21 protein-coding genes are annotated in these 19,975 nt (G+C 47.9%); 13 read left to right on the top strand and 8 right to left on the bottom strand.

What is annotated here, in order from left to right; translation table 11 throughout:
- Window positions 1-32 precede the first annotated feature (32 nt).
- From IEX62_RS00460 to mnhG, 6 genes are read left to right on the top strand one after another with little or no spacing between them, the layout of a single operon-like run.
- Window positions 33-2,966 (top strand): Na+/H+ antiporter subunit A, encoded by a 2,934-nt coding sequence (locus IEX62_RS00460; RefSeq protein WP_188773449.1) that lies wholly within the window; start codon window positions 33-35, stop codon window positions 2,964-2,966.
- 1 nt (window position 2,967) lies between these two features.
- Window positions 2,968-3,306, top strand: coding sequence for a Na(+)/H(+) antiporter subunit C (locus tag IEX62_RS00465; protein ID WP_188773450.1), 339 nt, complete (start codon window positions 2,968-2,970; stop codon window positions 3,304-3,306).
- On the top strand, window positions 3,296-4,882 hold the full coding sequence (locus tag IEX62_RS00470; protein WP_188773451.1) for a Na+/H+ antiporter subunit D: 1,587 nt from the start codon (window positions 3,296-3,298) through the stop codon (window positions 4,880-4,882). Before IEX62_RS00465 ends, IEX62_RS00470 begins: the two co-directional genes overlap by 11 nt.
- Window positions 4,883-4,885: 3 nt before the next feature.
- Window positions 4,886-5,362 (top strand): Na+/H+ antiporter subunit E, encoded by a 477-nt coding sequence (locus IEX62_RS00475; protein ID WP_188773452.1) that lies wholly within the window; start codon window positions 4,886-4,888, stop codon window positions 5,360-5,362.
- Complete coding sequence (locus tag IEX62_RS00480) at window positions 5,362-5,691, top strand: Na(+)/H(+) antiporter subunit F1 (protein WP_229685537.1); 330 nt, start codon at window positions 5,362-5,364, stop codon at window positions 5,689-5,691. The genes IEX62_RS00475 and IEX62_RS00480 overlap by 1 nt, the downstream gene beginning before the upstream one ends.
- Window positions 5,636-6,058, top strand: coding sequence for a monovalent cation/H(+) antiporter subunit G (mnhG, locus tag IEX62_RS00485; RefSeq protein ID WP_373289074.1), 423 nt, complete (start codon window positions 5,636-5,638; stop codon window positions 6,056-6,058). The genes IEX62_RS00480 and mnhG overlap by 56 nt, the downstream gene beginning before the upstream one ends.
- A gap of 215 nt (window positions 6,059-6,273) precedes the next feature.
- On the opposite strand, the gene IEX62_RS00490 is transcribed toward mnhG, so the two are convergent.
- Together IEX62_RS00490 and IEX62_RS00495 are read right to left on the bottom strand one after the other, a co-directional pair.
- Window positions 6,274-6,585, bottom strand: coding sequence for a nucleoside triphosphate pyrophosphohydrolase (locus tag IEX62_RS00490; protein ID WP_188773453.1), 312 nt, complete (start codon window positions 6,583-6,585; stop codon window positions 6,274-6,276).
- A gap of 160 nt (window positions 6,586-6,745) precedes the next feature.
- Window positions 6,746-7,387: a hypothetical protein gene (locus tag IEX62_RS00495; protein WP_188773454.1), complete on the bottom strand. Its 642-nt coding sequence runs from the start codon at window positions 7,385-7,387 to the stop codon at window positions 6,746-6,748.
- Between the two features lie 306 nt (window positions 7,388-7,693).
- Between IEX62_RS00495 and bioB the strand changes: the two genes are divergently transcribed.
- Window positions 7,694-8,725 carry a biotin synthase BioB gene (bioB, locus tag IEX62_RS00500; RefSeq protein ID WP_188773455.1) on the top strand — a complete coding sequence of 344 codons (1,032 nt, stop codon included), beginning with the start codon at window positions 7,694-7,696 and terminating at the stop codon, window positions 8,723-8,725.
- Between the two features lie 507 nt (window positions 8,726-9,232).
- Here the strand turns inward: bioB and IEX62_RS00505 are convergent.
- From IEX62_RS00505 to IEX62_RS00515, 3 genes are all read right to left on the bottom strand, one after another.
- Complete coding sequence (locus tag IEX62_RS00505; RefSeq protein ID WP_188773456.1) at window positions 9,233-9,886, bottom strand: TetR/AcrR family transcriptional regulator; 654 nt, start codon at window positions 9,884-9,886, stop codon at window positions 9,233-9,235.
- Between the two features lie 32 nt (window positions 9,887-9,918).
- Window positions 9,919-11,154: an MFS transporter gene (locus IEX62_RS00510; protein WP_188773457.1), complete on the bottom strand. Its 1,236-nt coding sequence runs from the start codon at window positions 11,152-11,154 to the stop codon at window positions 9,919-9,921.
- 653 nt (window positions 11,155-11,807) lie between these two features.
- Complete coding sequence (locus IEX62_RS00515; RefSeq protein WP_188773458.1) at window positions 11,808-12,227, bottom strand: carboxymuconolactone decarboxylase family protein; 420 nt, start codon at window positions 12,225-12,227, stop codon at window positions 11,808-11,810.
- Window positions 12,228-12,601: 374 nt separating this feature from the next.
- On the opposite strand from IEX62_RS00515, the gene IEX62_RS00520 reads away from it, so the two are divergent.
- The 4 genes from IEX62_RS00520 to IEX62_RS00535 all read left to right on the top strand — a co-directional run bounded on the left by IEX62_RS00520 (window position 12,602) and on the right by IEX62_RS00535 (window position 15,331).
- Window positions 12,602-12,982: a MerR family transcriptional regulator gene (locus IEX62_RS00520; protein WP_188773459.1), complete on the top strand. Its 381-nt coding sequence runs from the start codon at window positions 12,602-12,604 to the stop codon at window positions 12,980-12,982.
- A 124-nt stretch (window positions 12,983-13,106) separates the two neighbouring features.
- Complete coding sequence (cysK, locus tag IEX62_RS00525; RefSeq protein ID WP_188773460.1) at window positions 13,107-14,027, top strand: cysteine synthase A; 921 nt, start codon at window positions 13,107-13,109, stop codon at window positions 14,025-14,027.
- Window positions 14,028-14,333: 306 nt separating this feature from the next.
- Window positions 14,334-14,798 (top strand): MarR family transcriptional regulator, encoded by a 465-nt coding sequence (locus tag IEX62_RS00530; RefSeq protein WP_188773461.1) that lies wholly within the window; start codon window positions 14,334-14,336, stop codon window positions 14,796-14,798.
- A gap of 119 nt (window positions 14,799-14,917) precedes the next feature.
- Window positions 14,918-15,331, top strand: coding sequence for a nuclear transport factor 2 family protein (locus tag IEX62_RS00535; protein ID WP_229685538.1), 414 nt, complete (start codon window positions 14,918-14,920; stop codon window positions 15,329-15,331).
- A 62-nt stretch (window positions 15,332-15,393) separates the two neighbouring features.
- Here IEX62_RS00535 and IEX62_RS00540 read toward each other — a convergent pair whose 3' ends face one another.
- From IEX62_RS00540 to IEX62_RS00550, 3 genes are all read right to left on the bottom strand, one after another.
- Window positions 15,394-15,978 (bottom strand): YdeI/OmpD-associated family protein, encoded by a 585-nt coding sequence (locus IEX62_RS00540; RefSeq protein WP_188773462.1) that lies wholly within the window; start codon window positions 15,976-15,978, stop codon window positions 15,394-15,396.
- A 191-nt stretch (window positions 15,979-16,169) separates the two neighbouring features.
- A complete protein-coding gene (locus IEX62_RS00545; protein WP_188773463.1) occupies window positions 16,170-16,706 on the bottom strand; it encodes a DinB family protein in 537 nt (178 codons plus the stop codon).
- 132 nt (window positions 16,707-16,838) lie between these two features.
- Window positions 16,839-17,804 carry a helix-turn-helix transcriptional regulator gene (locus IEX62_RS00550; protein ID WP_188773464.1) on the bottom strand — a complete coding sequence of 322 codons (966 nt, stop codon included), beginning with the start codon at window positions 17,802-17,804 and terminating at the stop codon, window positions 16,839-16,841.
- Between the two features lie 117 nt (window positions 17,805-17,921).
- On the opposite strand from IEX62_RS00550, the gene IEX62_RS00555 reads away from it, so the two are divergent.
- Entirely contained in the window at window positions 17,922-18,440 is a 519-nt protein-coding gene (locus IEX62_RS00555; RefSeq protein WP_188773465.1) for a hypothetical protein, read from the top strand.
- A gap of 401 nt (window positions 18,441-18,841) precedes the next feature.
- Window positions 18,842-19,942 (top strand): multiple monosaccharide ABC transporter substrate-binding protein, encoded by a 1,101-nt coding sequence (gene chvE / locus IEX62_RS00560; protein ID WP_188773466.1) that lies wholly within the window; start codon window positions 18,842-18,844, stop codon window positions 19,940-19,942.
- Window positions 19,943-19,975: the final 33 nt, after the last annotated feature.

The raw sequence follows: 19,975 nt of genomic DNA on the forward strand, positions 1-19,975 counted from the left end.
CTAACCTTTTGAATATGGGGGTGCTTAGGAGAGTGTCTGTACTACATGCTGCTATTATGGCTCCATTTCTATTTGCTGCATTCGTGCCTGTCATTCGTAAACGATTCAAAATGATACATACCGGCTGGTTCGTATTGATCGTGCCAGTGGTGTTATTTGGATTACTGTTGACGTATTTGCCAGTTGTTCGTGACACAGCTACGGCGGGTGTGTCTACGTTGCCGTGGATGCCATCGCTAGGCATTGATTTTACGGTGTATATGGACGGGCTTGCGCTGTTGTTTGCGCTAATGATTACAGGGATTGGCGCGCTGGTTGTTCTATATTCTATTTATTATCTGGACCCGGAGCAGGAAGCGATTCATCGGTTTTATCTGTATTTGCTGCTGTTTATGGGTGCGATGCTCGGTATCGTATTATCGGATAATATGATCGTGCTCTATACGTTCTGGGAGCTGACGAGCATATCGTCCTTTCTGTTAATCGCCTTCTGGTATGAACGGGATCGCTCGCGCTATGGAGCGCTCAAGTCGATGCTGATCACTGTGCTTGGCGGATTCGCGATGCTGGCAGGCTTTGTGCTGCTGCACAGCTTGACCGATACATGGAGTATTCGTGAAACGATCTCACTGCTGGGCAATATTAGCGATCATCCATTATTCCTGCTGGCTATGATTCTGGTGCTGATCGGTGCTTTTACAAAGTCAGCACAATTCCCATTCCATATCTGGCTACCAGATGCAATGGAGGCACCAACGCCAGTCAGCGCCTACTTGCACTCGGCAACGATGGTCAAGGCAGGTCTGTATCTGGTCGCTCGCTTTAGCCCGATTTTCGCCGGACAGGTCGAATGGTTCTGGATTGTATCACTGGGTGGAATCATCACGATGTGCTATGGCTCGATCATGGCGGTGCGGCAAACTGACCTGAAGGCGCTGCTTGCGTATTCGACCGTATCGCAGCTCGGTCTGATTATGTCGCTGCTTGGCGCTGGCTCGGCGGCTGTGCATATGGGCGTGGGTGAGGAATCCCTGCTCTATGCAGGTGCAACAACTGCGGCGATATTCCATCTGATTAACCATGCGACCTTTAAGGGTGCACTGTTTATGGTTGCTGGTATTGTCGACCATGAAACCGGTACGCGTGATATGCGTAAGCTGGGCGGCATTTTGACGATGATGCCGATCACGTTCACGATGGCATGTATCAGCGGCTTCTCGATGGCGGGTATTCCGCCGTTTAATGGGTATTTGAGCAAGGAGATGTTTTTGGAAGCGATGGTGGAGCTGACCCATGCGGACTTTTTCAGTCTGCAAATGTGGGGTGTGTTGTTCCCGATCCTTGCCTTTCTCGGTAGTGTATTCACATTCGTCTATTGTATGATCTTTATTTTCAAAACATTTGGTGGACGTTATCAGCCGGATAAGCTGGATGGCAAGCCACATGATCCAGCCTGGGGAATGCTGCTACCGCCTGCTATTCTGGCGCTACTCGTCATTGTACTGGGCTTTGTACCGAATGTACTATCTAATCGTTTAATTGAGCCTGCGATGCGCGCAATATTGCCTGGCATTGTGCCGGCAAGCGGACATTTTGATGTGCATATCTCCTTCTGGCATGGCTTTACGCCAGCGCTCTGGATGACGATTGGCGTGATTGTACTAGGGACGCTGCTGTATAAGCTCCTACCACGCTGGAAAGGAATCTATAATCGTTATCCAGCACGTCTCACGCTGAATCATCTGTATGATAGTGTGCTTCACTATAGTGAACGATTGTCCAAAGGCTTCACACTGCGCTATATGAGCGGATCGGTGCATCACTATCTGGTGTATATTTTTGTCTTCTTGATCGGTCTGATTGGTGTTGGATTGCTTCGTGCGCAGGGCATCTCGCTCAACACCGAAGGCTCGGCACCGATTACGATCTATGAGGCGATATTGCTGCTTATGCTTGTCGGGGCGGCAGTGGCGGTGCCATTTGCCCGTCAGCGTTTGATTGCGGTCATTATGACCGGTGCAGTAGGCTACATCGTAACGATGTTCTTCGTGCTGTTCCGCGCACCCGATCTAGCGCTCACCCAGATGATCGTTGAGACGGTATCTGTTGTGTTATTCCTGCTCTGCTTCTACCATATGCCGGAATTGCGGCGTGAAGTGAGCACGAAGCGCTCCCGCTGGCTGAATGGTGTGATCGCAGTCGGTGTCGGTGTGGTGATGACGTTTGTAGCGCTCGCTGCAAGTGGAAGCAGTCCATTTGAGAGCATTTCAGGTTATTTTGTGAAAAACAGTCATGATCTCGGCGGTGGCGATAATGTCGTTAACGTGATTCTGGTCGACTTCCGTGGCTTCGATACCTTCCTGGAAATTACCGTACTCGGTATTGCAGCGCTCGGCATCTATGCGATGATCCAGCTCCAAATGAAGGTACGAGATACCGGAGCGCGTGTACTGTATGTGAAGCCAAAGATTGAGCCTGCGCCAAGTGTGCCTGTCGGACGCACGCGTAAGGAAGCCCAGACGATCTCTAAAAATATGAATCTATTCAAAAGCAATGACGTCATTCTTGCTACAGGGACAAAGGTGATCGTGTTCGTGATCCTTACCTTTGCGCTGTATCTGTTCTTCGCTGGACATAATAATCCGGGTGGTGGCTTTATCGGTGGTCTGATGGCAGCCTCAGCACTGGTGCTGCTTGCACTTGCCTTTAATGTCGAGCTGGCACGGCGTGTGATCCCGATCGACTATCGTGATCTGATTGCGACAGGTCTGGGGATTGCTTATATGACGGGGATCGGCTCCTTCCTGTTCGGCGTTCCTTTCCTGAGTCATACGTTTGCTTATGTGGAGCTGCCGCTACTCGGTAAGACAGAGCTGGCTACAGCGATGATCTTCGATCTGGGTGTGTTCCTGACTGTAGTGGGCGTGACGATGACGATTATTTTGCAAATAGGGGAGGATCGATAATATGGAAATATGGATGTCGATTGCTGTAGGGATACTGTTTGCAGTAGCGGTATATCTGATTCTGTCGCGCAGTCTACTGCGGATTATTCTGGGAACCTCGATTTTGACCCATGCGGTGCATATGTTACTGATGACGATGTCGGGACTCAAGACAGGTGCACCGCCGCTGCTAGGTGAGGAATCCGGCTCCTATGTCGATCCGTTACCACAGGCGCTCATTCTGACCTCAATTGTGATTAACTTTGGAGTTACCGCCTTCTTCTTCGTACTGGCGTACCGCTCTTACCTTCGTCTGAAAACGGACGATATGGAGGAGGTGAAGCGCAAAGGTGGCCAATAATCTATTGATTTTCCCACTACTCATTCCACTGGTTGCGGCGGTGCTGCAAATATTCGGACGAAGCCATATTCGCTTCCAGCGCATCGTGGGAGCGATCTCGATGCTGCTCTGTGTTGGTATTGCCGTGGTGCTCGTCGGTGAGGTGCACATGAGCGGCATTCAGATTCTGCCGATGGGCGGCTGGGTCGCTCCCTATGGTATCGTGCTGGTTGCCGATATGTTCGCGGCGTTACTCGTACTGACCAGCTCGATTCTCGGAGCGGTATGCTTGTTTTATGCGTTTGCGAGCATTGGGGAAGAGCGGGAGAAGCATCACTTTTATCCGTTTTTTCAATTTTTGCTCGTTGGAGTGAATGGTTCGTTTTTGACAGGGGATTTGTTTAACCTGTTTGTCTGCTTTGAGGTCATGTTAATCTCGTCGTATGCGCTGATTGTGCTGGGTGGAACAAAGCGTCAGCTGCGTGAGACGCTAAAATACATTTTGATCAATATCGTATCGTCCTCGCTGTTCGTGGCAACGATGGCGTATCTGTATGCGGCTACCGGAACGCTTAATATGGCGCATTTGTCCGAGCGGATTACCGAAGTCGGGCAAAATGGGATTTTGAGTGTGATTGCATTGATGCTGCTGACTGTATTTAGCTTGAAGGCAGGTCTGTTCCTGTTCTACTGGCTGCCCGGGCCATATACCTCGCCGCCAACTGTCGTCACAGCGATCTTCGCGGCACTGCTAACCAAGGTAGGTCTGTATGCGATCATGCGTACATTTACGTTGATCTTTTATCAGGATATGGGGTTTGTGTATACGCTGATCGGCTGGCTCGGTATCGTGACGATGATCCTCGGTGTGATCGGTGCGATTGCGTACCGTGAGGTGAACCGTATTCTGGCCTACAATGTAATCGCAGGTGTCGGCTTGATCGCCTTCGGTCTGGCGACAGCGAATCGTGCAGGGTTGGAAGGCGCGATCTTCTATATGCTTCACGATATGATCATCAAAGCACTGCTATTCATGCTGGCAGGGATTATGATCGGAGCTGCGGGTACAGCGCGCTTGCAGCAGATGAGCGGTCTGATCAAGCGCATTCCGCTGACCGGCTGGATGTTCTTCGTCTCGGCGCTTGCCCTAGCTGGTGTACCGCCGTTAAGTGGATTTGTCGGCAAGCTGTTAATTGTGCAGGGTGGGTTTGAGCGTGGCTGGTATACGCTGACGATTTTGAGCTTGCTTACGAGTCTGGTGATGCTGTACTCGGTCATGCGTATTTTCATGCTTGGCTTCTGGGGCAAGGAGCGTCCGCTAGCCGATGAGCAGAAGGAAATTCCGGATGAAGTCTATCGTGAATGGATCACAGAGGCAGGCAATCCGAGCCTGCTACCGGATGCGAGCGAGAACGTGCTGGATCATCGCTGGGGGACATTTCGTCCTAAAGCATTGATGGCATCGGCTTCGGTGCTGTTCGTGCTCGTGATTGCGATTGGACTTGGCGCTGGCTGGATTCAAACCTATATTGCCGAAGCGGCTTCTGTGCTGGTACAGCCAGCTGTGTACGTACAGGCTATACTGGGGGGCGGTTAAGCGATGGCATTTCAAATTGTACTGAATCTGGTCATTGCGCTCGTATGGATGGCTTTGCATACGACATGGAGCGGACTGGATTTCATCATTGGTTATTTGATCGGTTTGTTGATGGTTTTTGCGCTACGACGCTTTTTTCCGCAGCCATTTTATGGACGTAAATTGTGGGCAGTCGTGAAGCTGATTGTGTTATTTTTCTCCGAGCTGTTCAAATCGAGCTTTATGGTGCTTCGCTACATTGTTAGTCCCAAGCTGGATATCAATCCAGGTATTCTGACTTATGAAACTGAGCTGGATTCCGATTGGGAAATGACGCTGTTATCTACACTTGTGACACTGACGCCGGGAACGGTGTTGATTGAAATTTCGCGTGAGCAGCATATTGCGTATATTCATGCGATTGATATTAAAAATGAAGAGGATCTGTCGAATAGCATCCGCAATACATTTGAACGTGCGATCAAGGAGGTGACCCGGTAATGTCCATATTGCATATGGCAATGACGATCACGCTTGTGCTACTGTCGCTGGCAATCGCTGGTTGTATGTACCGGGTACTCAAAGGGCCTTCCATGACCGACCGCATTACTGCGCTTGATACGATTGGTGTGAATCTGATCGCCATGATCGCGGTGCTGTCGATGATGCTGGATACACAGGCATTTCTGGAAGTGATGCTGCTCGTCGCGATTCTTGCCTTTATCGGGACGGTTGCATTTGCCAAATATATTGAACGAGGGGTGGTGATCGAGCATGAATACGAGAGCGGAGACGATGGGGATGATGGGGATCGTACAGACGATCGGTGAGCCTGTCATCGCGATTCTGATCGTAGCGGGCGCGGTGCTCAGTGTGCTGAGCGCATTTGGTATTATCCGTTTTCCTGACGTGTACCTGCGTGCGCACGCAGCGACCAAGAGTGCAACGCTTGGCGTATTGTTTGTGCTCGTCGGCGCCTTTTTGTTCTTCTGGATCTATGATGGGTATCCAAGTATGCGGATTCTGCTGGCGATTCTGTTTGTATTTGTCACGGCACCGATTGCAGGGCATTTGAATGCAAGGGCGGCATATCGTACCGGGGTGCCGCTGTGGAAGCTGGCGAAGGATGAGCTGAAGCCTGCGCTGAAGGAGAAGGGGATTGATCGGGAGCAGGCGGAGCGGGAGCCGTTGAATTGATAGGTAGTGAACGGATCATCGCTGAATAAAATAGACCTAAAAGTCACTCTGGACGTGGATAAACGATTCTTGAACGCATACAACAGATCAGGCGTCTGTCTGCCTGATATTGTGTTGTTGATCAAGGGAAGTCGCCAGCAGAGTGACTTTTTTGCTTTTTTATGATCCAATAGCTTCTAATTTTAAAAAGTTCCAGGGTGTTTGCCAGGAGCGGATTAGTCTTCAACACTACGCAGAAATAATTTGTTTGCGAATCCACCACGCTCAGCTTGCTTCTGGAGTCGAATCTGTTCAAATTGTTCAATGCTCATTCCTTTATGCTCAATAATCGCATAGGCAACCTCAATCAGGTCGGCTAATTCGCTTATATCGTTATCTTGGTTGTACTCATCCAGCTCCTCTTGCAGCTTATTATTAAGCGCTACAAGATAGTCTGCATCATTCATGGTCTCTAGATTAGCTTTTTTGCCATCTGCCCCAATAATTTCTGGTATTCGATCACGAACAAGCTTGTTGTAGATTTTCATAAGTATAGACCTCCAATATTTAAAATATAGGCTTGAATGTATATTGAAATGTAGAGGTTGGATTGATCAAAATCTCACTACATGGGTGATAGCTGGGCATAAAAAAGCAAACACATGTCTGCCCCTGTTCCAGTACATAAATGGCTTTACTCAGGTGAAATTAATCTGTCTTCCACGTTCCCAGCCACACATCGCCAATCTGCACCTTATACACCGTCTGCTCCTCGCCGCCATACTGCATCGTTTCCGTAGCATATGCACGATCGATTAAGCGCTTTACCTCAGCCTTCGTGCGAAGCCCTTTGTCTATATTGTCTTGCAGCTCATTGCTCCAATACAATTCCTCCTGAATACACAGCTGCCAATCGAGCTTGGATAGCTTCTCTGCAAGAGCGCCTGTATCTGCAAAAGGGAAGGGTCTAGCCGTCGGTGCAGGCTGGAAATGCTCATCATAGAAATGCAGTCTGCTGCGATAGGCGACGACAATTTGCGATAGGATGAAGTTCGGCTCATATAGCCAGATTTTCAAATAAAAAGGCTCCCCTTCCTGCTCCATCTGCTTCTGCCAGTGAGCATATACATCGATCATCTCACCCAGCAACAACCGCTGAAACCAATGCGGCGGATCGATAGGAGAAATGGAGTAGAACGGGTAAATCCATAGCTTCGCATAATCAAAATCCTCACTGCGAACCGTCTCCATATCCAGCTCTAGCATCTGCTGCCGCCACAGCTGAATACTACGCTTCCGTCTTTTCCAGCCACGAATTTTCTGCTTTTTGGAATGGTGTAGTTTCTTCATCGTAGACCTCCTGTTTATAAAAGAATATATGTATATGCTGTATGGCTACATGATAATCAGTGCTTGCTCTGGTAGACACCTATGTAACTGTAAGACTGTATCACGTAACCTATCCAAAGCTTGCCTAGCGCTAGATATTTCAAAGCTTATCCTATTATCTGTGAACCGATCTATTTCTTCAATGCGTCGGTATAACCAACTGGGCGACCTGCGAAGCATTTTAAAAAAAGAATCTGGACGAATCCTGAATTAATTGTTAACCTATTTTATATTATTTGGTTAACAATTAAAAGGAGTCGATTATCTATGTATCCATCTACCGTCACTACGAACTGGGAACAGCTTGCCGATCTTGCCCTAGGCGGACACCAGCTCACCCACCAGCAAGCGCTATCCATACTGCAATCCGACGACGATCAGCTGCTCCCTCTGCTACAAGCCGTATTCCGAGTTCGTCGTCATTACTATGGTAAACGAGTTAAGCTCAATATGATCATTAACGCCAAAAGTGGACTATGCCCGGAGGACTGCGGATATTGTTCCCAATCGATCGTTTCCACTGCACCTGTGCAAAAATACAGCCTGCTGGATAAAGAAACACTGCTAGCTGGTGCGCGTGAAGCGATGAATCGTCAAGCAGGTACATATTGCATCGTCGCTTCAGGTAGACGTCCGAGTGGGCGCGAGCTGGAACAGGTGATCGAAGCGGTACAGGAGATTCGTGCCACGATGCCACTGAAAATCTGTGCCTGTCTTGGATTGTTAAACGATGAACAGGCACGTCAGCTAGCAACGGCTGGCGTACATCGTTACAACCATAATCTGAACACAAGCCGTGATCATTATGACAATATTACGACGACTCATAGCTATGAGCAGCGCGAGCAGACGGTAGAGCATGTGAAGCAGAGCGGCATGTCGCCATGCTCTGGATTTATTGCTGGAATGGGCGAGACGGATGAACAGCTTGTCGAGCTTGCCTTTGCACTTCGTGAATTGGATGCCGATTCGATACCGGTTAATTTTCTCAATCCGATTGCGGGTACACCACTTGCTGGTCAGGGGCATACTCCTGCGATGCGAGGACTACGTATTCTGGCACTATTGCGCTTGATCTGTCCAACCAAGGAAATTCGAGTTGCTGGCGGACGTGAGCTGAATTTACGTACATTGCAGCCTTTGGCGCTATACGCTGCTAATTCTATTTTTGTCGGCGATTATTTGACGACACCAGGGCAGGAAGCGACGCTTGATTACCAGATGATCGAAGACCTTGGCTTTGAAATTGAGCAGAATGCGCTAGCTGGCGATGTGCCGCCTGTGACACCACGCCCATAAGGATGCGACACAGGTAAGCTGTGTTCATTTACAAATGTTCAATCGCGCTAGCATACAACAGCAATCCGTATCCGTATACTAACAATTCATAGCAAAAAAGACCTTGAACGAATGATCTTCAAGGTCTTTTCCAAAGTATAGTAGCCGGTTGATTCGAAGTGGATCGCATTGTATTTGTTTTTCTCTAAACTATTACTGCAATTGTAGTCGGACATGCTGTAACTGCCTAATTATACCCTGCGTCATCGGAGCAGTATTACTCTAGCTGCCGAATTATACTCTGCGTTATCGGAGCAGTTTCACTCTAGTTGTCGAATCCTGTTCTGCGTTATTGGACAGTGTTACTCTAGTTGTCAAATCCCGCTCTGCGTTATCGGAACAGTTATATTCTAGTTGCCAAGTCCTGCTCCATGTTATCGGAACGATGCTACTCTAGCTTCTGAATCACTTTCTACATGACGTGAATGTACTTGTATGGGCGCATCGTTTGGACATGGATATCTATATCTACGCCTCAGGCGGCGAAGCAACATAGTGCAGCAGCATTGTAATCACTGGCAGATCCATCTCATCCAGCGCATTCGGTTGAAAGTGATTCTGGTGATTACTGAGAATCAGACGTTGCAGCACACCCATAATCGTCTGGAAAATAAGAGCGCCCGTACGGTGGGGATCAAGCTGGGAGAACAGTGTGCCATCAGCTATGCCTGCTTGTAGCGGATCGAGTAGAAAGCCGCTCTTTTGCCCCTCGTACACGAATTGCTCATATCGCTGACGCAGCTCATCCTTGATCTGCATTCCGTCATAATACAGATCGAACAGTACGATAAAGCGCAGTTCCTGACCATGCTGACGCGCATAATCAACCCAGCTGTGTAAGATTGCCTTCAAGCGCTCATAGCCTGTGCGCTCTGGTTGATCGGCGGCGACCAGCCAGTCGGTCATATGCGTCAAAATGCGCATTTGTACTTCAAATACAACTTCATTGATATCATCAAAATGCTTATAAAAGGTGACACGGCTGATTCCAGCGAGCTTACAAATATCGTTCACCCGAATATCCGGAAAATTATGCTGTAAAAATAGCTGCTGTCCTGCCTGAATTAGCTCATCTCGATGCTGGCTACGTACATGCTGGTGCCAGGATTCCTGTTCACTCATCTTTAACCTTCCTTTGATAGCGGACGATTAGATTAGGAAGCATGATCGTCCGTCGATATTGGCTTGCTTCTGGTCTGGCGCGCAGACGTTTCGCGCACAAGTGCAAGTGTAGCAATAAGAATGATAGCTCCCACAATATACGGAAGCTCGATATGTTTGTCAAACAGTGTACCAGCTACGACCGGGCCAATAATGCTACCGATACTGCCATACGTTGTATTCAATCCAGCAACAAAGCCCTGCTCATCGTCCCCTGCATGATTGGCAAGCAGAGTGTTCACCGTAGGTCGTAAAAAGGCATTAAATGCGAAAAATAGTGCCGATACGGCTAGCAAATATCCCAGATTAACCGGGATCAGCATCAGTAGTAGCGCGACAGCCGTAACGACCAGCGATAGCCGAATCAGACGATATTCACCCAGCCAGCGGATGACACGATCCAGTAGCCAGACCTGCACGACAATACCGACGATGGCGCCAAGTGTAATAATGATCGCAATCTCTGAGGCGGTAAAGCCATATTGTTGCTCAACATAGAGCGAATAGACCGTTTCATAGGTCATCAAGCCGAAGGTCATCACCAGAATGAGCAGCAGATAGCGGAAATAAGGTCGGTGGAACGATTGCCCCAATTGCTGGAGCATGGAGGTCTGCGGCTTGTTGCTACCTTGAATCGCAGCTGTTCGGCGTTCTTGTGGTAGTGTTTCCTTGAGCCATAATGTCATAATTGTGGCGACTAAGCCAAGCGCCGCCGCTACCAGATATGGAACTCGAATGCCATACGTAGCGATCAAGCCGCCCAGCCCGGGACCGAGCACCATGCCAAGATTCATTGCGGCACTGAGATAGCCCATGCCTTTAGCGCGCGTCTGCTGCGTCGTCACATCAGCGACATAGGCCAGCACTGAAGGCACCATAATGCCGAGCCCGATTCCGCCGATAAAGCGTGCAATATAAAGGGCAGGCAGATTATACGATACAGCAAAAATATAATCCGAGATCACCGTCAAAAATAACCCGGCGAGGATCATCCGTTTCCGCCCAAACCGATCGGACATGCGTCCTCCAATCGGTGAAAAGATAAACTGTGCCGCACCAAACGCAGCTACCAGATAGCCTGCCGCTGTTCCAGCTGCATCGAACTCCTGCAAATACTGCGGCAAAATAGGAATAACCATACCCTGACCGAGCAGGGCAATAAATAAATTGAGCATTAAAATACCGAGCGGAAAGCCACGCCCGGAACGTAGTGGAGATGAATCTGTCATTTGGGAAAGCTCCTTTAATGTAGAGGATAAGTAGAGAATAATAGGTGATAATGCGCAAGGTTAGCTGCGATGAATCCGTTTATTGTTTGAAGTGTAGCGGCTCCTATGCTTGGGATAGGTTGCATTCTGGTGCTGGTGTAGATGGAGATTCGTCGCTTGGGTGAGAAGACATTGCACAAGTTAAGTATGGTTTACTTACTGTAAAGGGTAACGATGTGTAAATGATTATAATGCAGGTATGAGTTTTCTGTAAAGAAGTTTGTGTGTTATTGAGAACAAATGTAGGAATTTATAGGTATGGAAGAGGTATAGAAGATGTATAGAAGAGCTAATTTTTCGTCCCATCTATTTAGTATGTAAAAGCCAGTGCAATACACAAAAAAGCCTGCTATACCCATCTTAGCGATTAGATACAGCAGACTCCGTAAACCAATTTATATTAGTCAAAATGACGATCCAGTAGATGCATTAACGTTTACTCTCATTAAAATAGCATCATATGCATTACATATGCTTGTATCGTAGCTCGGATGGGCATCGAACTTGAATCCCATGTCCTTGAACAACACGTCTGCACTCCATCTGTTCTGCGTCCAAGCTGATTTTTATCTATTCCTGATCCTATAAAGCTATTCAGCCTCATCATCGTGCGATCAAACTAGTGGTAACAATCCCCGTTGCTGAAACACTTCTTTAGCTACCGTCATCGCATTCAGCACACGCGGGAATCCAGTGTAAGGAGAGCAGTGGATAATCGCTTCGGCGATTTCGGCTGGTGTTAAGCCTACGTTCAGAGAGGCGTTCACATGTACACGAAGCTGGGTTTCGCAGCCACCTAGTGTGGTCAGAGAAGCGATTGTTACGAGCTGGCGCTGACGGTCGTCCAGTATTGGGCGTGAGTAAATATCGCCAAAGGCGTACTCGATCACATATTTGCCAAGATCAGGTGCAATGTCCTGAAAGGAAGCGATGACCTGTTCTCCTAGCTCGCCGTGCATAGAACGTAATTTGTTCCAGCCGCGATCGTACCGACTTTCCTCGTTACCTGTAATGTGCTGTGTTTGCTCATTCATATGAATAGACCTCCTGCTTAATAGATGGTGAAGCTAAGAAGAAATAGGGCATGACAGATCAGAAAGGATAGACAGAACCGATCAGATTAGCGCTACAGCTCGCTTCGACTTATTTAGCATAGAGCTTAGAGCGCGCTCAAAGGCAAGAGGGAATTTACAACCGATAATATTGCAGGTGTAGCGTCAGAGACAATTTCGTAAAATATTGTGGTGTAGGTGTAGGTGTAGGTGTAGGTGTAGGTGTAGGTGTAGGTGTAGGTGTAGGTGTAGGTGTAGGTGTAGGTGTAGGTGTAGGTGTAGGTGATAGGCAAATATAGTTTCCGACCGTGTCAGTCAACATCTTCTCTCCAAACGCAGTATGGTATAGTAAACGTATGGAAAACATACTATCAATACATGAAATGACGGTTATAACTGGACTGAGTGCGCATACGCTTCGGTATTATGAGCGAATTGGCTTGTTACGTGACGTGAAGCGTAATGATCAAGGATATCGAGTGTATCATGAGCAGGATGTGAGCTGGGTACAGTTTTTACTGCGTTTGCGTGACACAGGGATGCCGATTGCAGGAATGCAGCGATTTTCAGAGCTGCGTAGTCAGGGTGACATGACCGCATCCGCACGCCGCGAGATGCTAGAACAGCATCATGCACAGCTGGAGCAGCAGCTACAGCAGCTACAATCTCATATTCATAATATTGGTGACAAGATTGAGTATTATCGGGAGCTGGAGAAGAAGACACCCCTATTATAGTAGGTGGCATCAGCGATCGGCAACTAACGCTGATTGCGTTGATAGGGGTATAAAAGGATACGCTAACCTATAGCTATCCATCGCCAATCCGCAAAGCTATGTATAAATTAAAGGAGCATTATCCATGGACAGCAAAGTAGTACAACATATTAGCGAACTTGTTGGGGATACACCGGTCTTAAAATTAAACCGTCTAGCTTCACCGGAATGGGCGGATGTATACGTCAAATTGGAATATTTTAATCCGAGCGGCAGTGTAAAAGATCGCGCGGCACTGAATCTGATCGTACAGGCAGAGAAGTCGGGCGAGCTACAATCTGGCAGTACGATCATTGAGCCGACGAGTGGCAACACAGGAATTGGACTGGCGATGAATGCCGCTGCACGTGGATACGGAGCGATTCTCGTTATGCCGGATAATATGTCGCAGGAACGGATTAGCATTTTAAAAGCGTATGGAGCACAGGTTGTGCTCACCCCTGCGGCTGAGAAAATGCCCGGTGCGATCCGTAAGGCAGAGCAGCTGCTAAGTGAAATTCCGAACAGCTATATGCCAAGGCAGTTCGACAATCCTGCCAATGCAGATGCACATCGGCATACGACAGCACTGGAGATTTTGGAGCAGATGGAAGGTAAGCTGGATACATTTGTTGCTTCTGCGGGTACAGGCGGCACGATTACCGGTACAGGGGAGACATTGCGTGAGCATCTGCCTTATCTGCGTATTATGGTCGTGGAGCCGAAGGGCTCGCCTGTTCTATCTGGCGGTCAGCCGGGACCGCACAAGCTGGTCGGTACGAGCCCGGGCTTTGTGCCTGCGATTCTGAACACGTCGATCTATGATGAAATTGTGCAGGTTGCGGATGAGGATGCCTTGTCGATGATGAAGGAGCTGGCAACGCAGGAAGGCTTACTGCTCGGCCCATCTTCGGCAGCAACAGTATGGACAGCAGTGCAGGAAGCAAAGCGACTTGGTGCAGGGAAGAAGGTACTGTGTATCGCGCCGGATAATGGGGAGCGATATATGAGTATGGGGTTGATCTGACCCGGTGGAGAAGTCAATGTGAGCGTATGTATGGATATAGATTAGCAAGCGTAGACGAGTGAATAGCAGCTCATCACCTAACAGCATAGCTATCTTGATCGATAGCAAGTCAGTTTGCCCATTCACATGATTAGGAAATGCGTGGATGGGCAGGCTGGCTTGTTTTTATTTGTATAGCGATAGCCTGGGCAGACAAGGCAATTGACGGAATCAAGGTAAGCTAATTAAAAGAGTACAGTTGACGGATATATAATTAACCAGTAAACTATTATTGTTAACTGGTTAATTATAATAGGAGGAAGATAGATGGATACGATGCAAAAACAAGCATTTCAAGCAGTAGAGCAGCTATTACTCAAGCGCGAGCAAAATGTGCAGCGGCAACAGCAGCTGGCTGAACAAATGGCAGCAGAAATGGATGTGCCTTCTCATAAATGGACTATTACGCAGCTACATTTGCTATCGATTTTACAGATGCAGGGCGAGGCCAACAATATGTATCTGGCGGAGCAATTACGTATTTCACGACCAGCGGTTACCAAGGCGACAGCGATCCTGCTCAAGCATGAGCTGATTCGGGAAGTACGTAGACCTCAGAATCTGAAGGAAGTCTATTACACGCTTACACCAGCAGGCGAGCAGCTGGCTACGATTCATGAGCGACTGCATAGCCGTTTAGTAGAGCAATACGAGCAGCTTTTCAGTCAGTTTGATGAGTCAGAATTGACTACGATTATTCGATTTTTGCATGCATGGGCAGCATGTATATGATGGCTTTCATATGGAATAGCTTGATCGTGTTAGCATCTGCTTCTACTCCACTATTTGCAGCTGTACAGGTCTGATGAATCGCAAGAATCATAACTTTTCTATCGATGGAGGATGATACAATGAACAAGCAATTGAGCAAATCGGAAGCACTGATATTTTTAAATAAAATGTATCGCGATGTCGTCATCGAAATGGATGATACATGTATTGATCGGTATTTTGCCCCTGATTATGTACAGGTTACCGATGGTGTACAGAGTAATCTGGATGAGTTTAAGCATCATGTTCGTATGCTACGGCAGGAGGTGCGGTCGATTGCAATTTCACCGTTTACGCATTACACCTATGATGAGCCTATACAGACCGCTACGCTCCGCTATATTGTCGATGTGGAGAAGAAGAGCGGCAAGCATGGGCAGGTCGAGCTGATAGCGATTTTTGAGCTACAGGGTGAGCAGGTAGTACGTTGTCATGAGCTATCGTCTCCGCTAGATCAGGGGTCTGATTTTAAAGGAATTGCTAGCTTGAGTTAATGGTATAATCTATATAAGAAAGCCAGCTAACCCTCTACATATGTAGGGTTAGCTGGCTTTCTTCATTTCTCACTGTCCGATTCATTCCATAATCGCCCATGATCATGCCATTGTCCATACATCCGGTTTACCCGTGTGTGCTCGATCAATGTATCCAGCCTGCGAGCGAACAGTTCCGGCTGGTGACGGACATTTTGAATATTATCGATCCGTATTCTGCGATACAGCTCAGGCATCGCGATAAAGTGCGCATATACTTCAGGCTCACGCTGTAGCCGCTCCATAATCTCTGCATCCACGACGAAATGCTCGATGTCCATATCAGGCAACACTCTTCGTCCAGCGGCTGTCATCTGTCCAAGTCGTTCCAGTCGGCGAACACGCTCCTTATTTAGCTCTGTCCATGAACTATTGCGCCGTCTTGGCGACATCCGCTGCGCCAGTACGCCGTCAGCTGTTTTCTTTTTCACGCCATCGATCCAGCCAAAGCATAATGCTTCCTCTACCGCATCGAGGTAAAGGAGCACATCGTCCGCAGCCTGGATACGTACAGCGATCCAGCAATAAGCGGTATCGTCATGATGCAGATGCAGCCATTCGCGCCACGCTGCTCGTGAGGTGATCGGTAAAATGGGTTCTGTAGACATGTGGAGGGGCTCCTTTCCGCGATTGGTGTAGATTTATTAGGCTAGTAGTTGGAAGCATACCGGGCTACGCAACGGGTCGATTATAGAGGTTTAGATTAGCTTGAACAGGGTAGTGAAGGAATGGATATCAAACGATTATTTCAGCATATCTAGCTAGCATTGCTCCTGCATACGCGATGACGAGCAGCGCATCAAACGGAATCAAGCGAGCCGGATGACGCTTGCTGTGGCTGCTGGTAAAGATACAAAATATAATCATTCATCACCGAAGAATATCCGAGCTGGCGTAGCATCGTCGTGATATTGCCGCGATGATACGTACCGTGATTGACCAGATGCAGCACCAGCTCTTCCAGCGATAGCTCGCGCGCACCCGCATACGGATTGTTCACGACAAGCTTGTGTGATAGATCGGTCTGGTCGATCCATTGTGTATACTGCTGCGCCTGCTCAGTCAGACGAGCCGCGCATTCAGATAAATCCCACTGGCTGCCTATCGGTACTAACGGCTGACTCTGCTCCAAAGCATCTGCCATTTCCATCCCGTTTAGCACCAGATACCACATATGATCGACCACATATAGATGAGCAAGTGTCGCCGAGATGGTCGGGTAGGAGCTGAGTGTCTCCTCGTGAAATACGGAAGCAGGTAGCTCCTGCAATCGTGCCAGAAGGGTTTCATTTGCCCAGTGATGATAACGTAGCATATCGCTGGTTGTACTATTCATAGATCAGCGCTCCTTTGGATATGTAGAATGAATAACGATTTACAAATCGAGTATAACAAAGGAAGTATGACAACAGACTGTCATATTTGCGAAGTGTATCACGAAATATAGAGTGAATTTTGAGAGATGGAATTAAAGGAGATTTGGTTTATCGTGTTCATAGCGCTCCAGCATCTGATGGAGCTTCTGCCTCATCGTCGCGCGCACCTCTGGTGGATGCAGCACCTCGGCATTCTCGCCAAAGCTAAGCAATGTGCCATATAGCCATTTCGTTTGCTTCGGCTGCTGAAGAAGGATGCGAATGGTCATGCTACCATCAGAGTGGAATTGACGCTCGGCGTGCTGGAATTGATCGAGTGCATTTGCAATGGCATTCTGGTTAATGCGAATAACAACCTCTGTACTTGTATGGGAGATCGGTTGCTCTGGCTGTAATAAAGTGGCTGGTTGTTCTATATGTACGGCTGTATGCGATGGGACTTCATGCTGTCGTATCGTAAAATGCTGGTCTCGTAGCACTGTACTCAGCATACGAGATAATCGGAATTCGCGGACGCTTTGCCGGGAGCGACAATAGCCAGCCACATACCACGCCCCGTATTTAAAATAAATCCGACTCGGCTCCAACTCGCGAGTGGTGCGTTCATTACTGGCATTGATATAGTCAAACTGCACGACCTGTTGCTCGGCAATCGCCTGACGAAGGAGCTGTAGCAGATGAGTGTCAGTATGATACGACTGAAAATTGATATCAAGCCGCGGGAGCTGGTGAACATGCTCGATACTTTGCAGTCGTTCGATCGTTTCCTGCACCTGTGTATCCTCGAACATCGTTGACAGACTATGCAGCACCGTAATGAGCGAAGCGACATCGTGAGAACCGAGCAGACTTTTATCCAGCTTATAGCCATCGATCATCCCGTACCCGCCCTGGCTTCCCTGATGTGATACTACCGGAAACCCAGCCGCCCCAATCGTATCCATATCCCGATAGATCGTGCGCGCCGATACGCCGTATTCCTCTGCCAGCATGCTTGCGGATAGGATATCGTGATTGAGTAGCTTGTAGATGATGGAGATGAGGCGTTGTAGTTTCATGGTGAGTTCCTCCATTTATTTTACAGTTGTAGATGAAGTATGACAGAATGGATCTAATAAGTAAGAGTAGAACGGTTAAGCAAATATATATTCCTACTATGAGATACAGAGGTAACGATGTTCAAGAAAATTGTGGTATCTGTTATATTATTTTATTTGATGACGGAAGCTGTGCTGGGATTTACTACGTTTGCGTTGTTTCCTCCCTCTATGAAGTTGACCTCGTTGACAGCAGAATCCTTAGAAAAAAGTTCGGGATTTAGCGAGTATGCCACAGAAGATGCAGAGCATTTTATGAACTCTAATCATTATTTGCTACATCAATATAGGAAAGATCGCGATTATTCAGACTATACAATGGTGCATCTATCATTCGATATCCAAAACCGTACCTGGATTCGAGGGATGCGTAATGTTCAGGTAACATTTCAACCTTCAGATTCAACGACTTCTTTATATTATACGAATGAAGCTGTACTTATTGATATTAAGCGAGGTTCCTATAGCGAATATGGATTGTCGATTGCGATGACTAATGAAGCCTACAAACAATTCATAGATAAAAAGTTATCGGGTACTCTTACGCTGAGATGGGAGTATGGGAATAAGAAGGAATTTGAGCTGGATCAAATTTGACTACAATTTGTCTGTTGTGAGATATAGCTGTTGCGAATGGCAAAACAATCAATAAGATCATTTTATTTTAAACCAGCCCTGGTTGAGTTAGCTTTAGCGCTCATTCAGGGCTATTTGTTGTATGGGATGAAGTTCGATTGCTGCAAATAAACAATTATTGTAGCAGAATACGAATTTACAAAAATGAAGTCCGATTTTTATAAAAAAGGTCAAATAAACGAAAAGACACCACTTCCATCTCAATGCTATCCTAATTTACGAAAGCGTTACCAAAATCTCTCGAACGGCACAACCAGAAGCAACACACATTCAACTGTACAGCATCATCCTGCTTCTGCAACGCCTCATGTCCATTCCCAAACCATGCTGCTTGCAGCATATTCACGAAAGGAGCATCCGTAATGAAAAGGGGACTTATCCTGCTGCTGATCGCTGCGATGATGATCACCCTCAGTGCCTGCAATCTGGCGGAAAGCAGTGCAGGTAGCAGAGAGAAAGGCTATGTCGGTATCGCCATGCCGACCAAATCGTCGGCGCGCTGGGTCGCAGACGGCAATAACATGGTCAAGCTATTCCAGTCCAAAGGCTACAAAACCGACCTGCAATACGCCGAGGACGTCGTCGAAAACCAGATTTCCCAGATTGAGAACATGATCACCAAGCAGGTCGACGTGATCGTCGTCGCTGCGATCGACGGTAACACACTGACCGACGTAATCGGCAAAGCCCACGCGCAGGGCATTCAGGTGATCTCGTATGACCGCCTGATCATGAACACACCCTACTTAAGCTACTATGCGACCTTCGATAACTTCAAGGTCGGCGTACTGCAAGCATCGTACATTGAGAAGCGCCTTGGACTCGACAAAGGCAAAGGCCCATTTAACATCGAACTGTTCGGCGGCTCACCGGATGATAACAACGCCTACTTCTTCTTTAACGGTGCCATGTCTGTACTGCAACCATACATCGATTCCGGCAAACTCGTCGTCCGAAGTAAACAGACCACAATGGCACAGATCGCCACCCTACGCTGGGATGGCTCACTCGCCCAGGCGAGGATGGACAACCTGCTAAGCGCCTACTACGGTAGCGACAAGCTGGACGCTGTACTGTCACCATATGACGGCATCAGCATCGGAATCATCTCATCCTTAAAAGGCGTAGGCTACGGCTCCGCCGACAAGCCACTACCGATCATCACCGGACAGGATGCCGAGCTCGCTTCGATCAAATCCATCGTAGCCGGCGAACAAACCCAGACCATTTTCAAAGACACCCGTAAACTCGCCGAAAAAACAGTCGGTATGGTCGATAGCATCCTACAAGGCAAAAAAGCCGAAGTGAACGACACCAAAACCTACAACAACAACGTCATGGTCGTCCCAGCCTACCTGCTCGACCCGGTATCCGTCGACAAAGAAAACGTCAAAGAACAAATCATCGGCAGCAACTACTACACCGAGCAAGAAGTATACGGCAACAACGCAACAGCGAAGTAAAAGAGAGATCAACGTGCTTGTATTCTGTCTGCA

The sequence above is a fragment of the Paenibacillus hunanensis genome (assembly GCF_014645615.1).
Classification (GTDB): domain Bacteria; phylum Bacillota; class Bacilli; order Paenibacillales; family Paenibacillaceae; genus Saccharibacillus; species Saccharibacillus hunanensis.

Excerpts from the sequence above, each read along its gene's own strand:
- IEX62_RS00510 (WP_188773457.1), bottom strand. The coding sequence starts at position 11,154 with ATGACAGATTCATCTCCACTACGTTCCGGGCGTGGCTTTCCGCTCGGT.
- IEX62_RS00535 (WP_229685538.1), top strand. The coding sequence starts at position 14,918 with ATGAACAAGCAATTGAGCAAATCGGAAGCACTGATATTTTTAAATAAA.
- IEX62_RS00520 (WP_188773459.1), top strand. The coding sequence starts at position 12,602 with ATGGAAAACATACTATCAATACATGAAATGACGGTTATAACTGGACTG.
- IEX62_RS00495 (WP_188773454.1), bottom strand. The coding sequence starts at position 7,387 with ATGAAGAAACTACACCATTCCAAAAAGCAGAAAATTCGTGGCTGGAAA.
- IEX62_RS00475 (WP_188773452.1), top strand. The coding sequence starts at position 4,886 with ATGGCATTTCAAATTGTACTGAATCTGGTCATTGCGCTCGTATGGATG.
- IEX62_RS00555 (WP_188773465.1), top strand. The coding sequence starts at position 17,922 with ATGTTCAAGAAAATTGTGGTATCTGTTATATTATTTTATTTGATGACG.
- mnhG (WP_373289074.1), top strand. The coding sequence starts at position 5,636 with ATGAATACGAGAGCGGAGACGATGGGGATGATGGGGATCGTACAGACG.
- IEX62_RS00465 (WP_188773450.1), top strand. The coding sequence starts at position 2,968 with ATGGAAATATGGATGTCGATTGCTGTAGGGATACTGTTTGCAGTAGCG.
- IEX62_RS00540 (WP_188773462.1), bottom strand. The coding sequence starts at position 15,978 with ATGTCTACAGAACCCATTTTACCGATCACCTCACGAGCAGCGTGGCGC.
- IEX62_RS00550 (WP_188773464.1), bottom strand. The coding sequence starts at position 17,804 with ATGAAACTACAACGCCTCATCTCCATCATCTACAAGCTACTCAATCAC.
- IEX62_RS00530 (WP_188773461.1), top strand. The coding sequence starts at position 14,334 with ATGGATACGATGCAAAAACAAGCATTTCAAGCAGTAGAGCAGCTATTA.
- chvE (WP_188773466.1), top strand. The coding sequence starts at position 18,842 with ATGAAAAGGGGACTTATCCTGCTGCTGATCGCTGCGATGATGATCACC.
- IEX62_RS00515 (WP_188773458.1), bottom strand. The coding sequence starts at position 12,227 with ATGAATGAGCAAACACAGCACATTACAGGTAACGAGGAAAGTCGGTAC.
- bioB (WP_188773455.1), top strand. The coding sequence starts at position 7,694 with ATGTATCCATCTACCGTCACTACGAACTGGGAACAGCTTGCCGATCTT.
- IEX62_RS00480 (WP_229685537.1), top strand. The coding sequence starts at position 5,362 with ATGTCCATATTGCATATGGCAATGACGATCACGCTTGTGCTACTGTCG.
- cysK (WP_188773460.1), top strand. The coding sequence starts at position 13,107 with ATGGACAGCAAAGTAGTACAACATATTAGCGAACTTGTTGGGGATACA.
- IEX62_RS00545 (WP_188773463.1), bottom strand. The coding sequence starts at position 16,706 with ATGAATAGTACAACCAGCGATATGCTACGTTATCATCACTGGGCAAAT.
- IEX62_RS00490 (WP_188773453.1), bottom strand. The coding sequence starts at position 6,585 with ATGAAAATCTACAACAAGCTTGTTCGTGATCGAATACCAGAAATTATT.
- IEX62_RS00505 (WP_188773456.1), bottom strand. The coding sequence starts at position 9,886 with ATGAGTGAACAGGAATCCTGGCACCAGCATGTACGTAGCCAGCATCGA.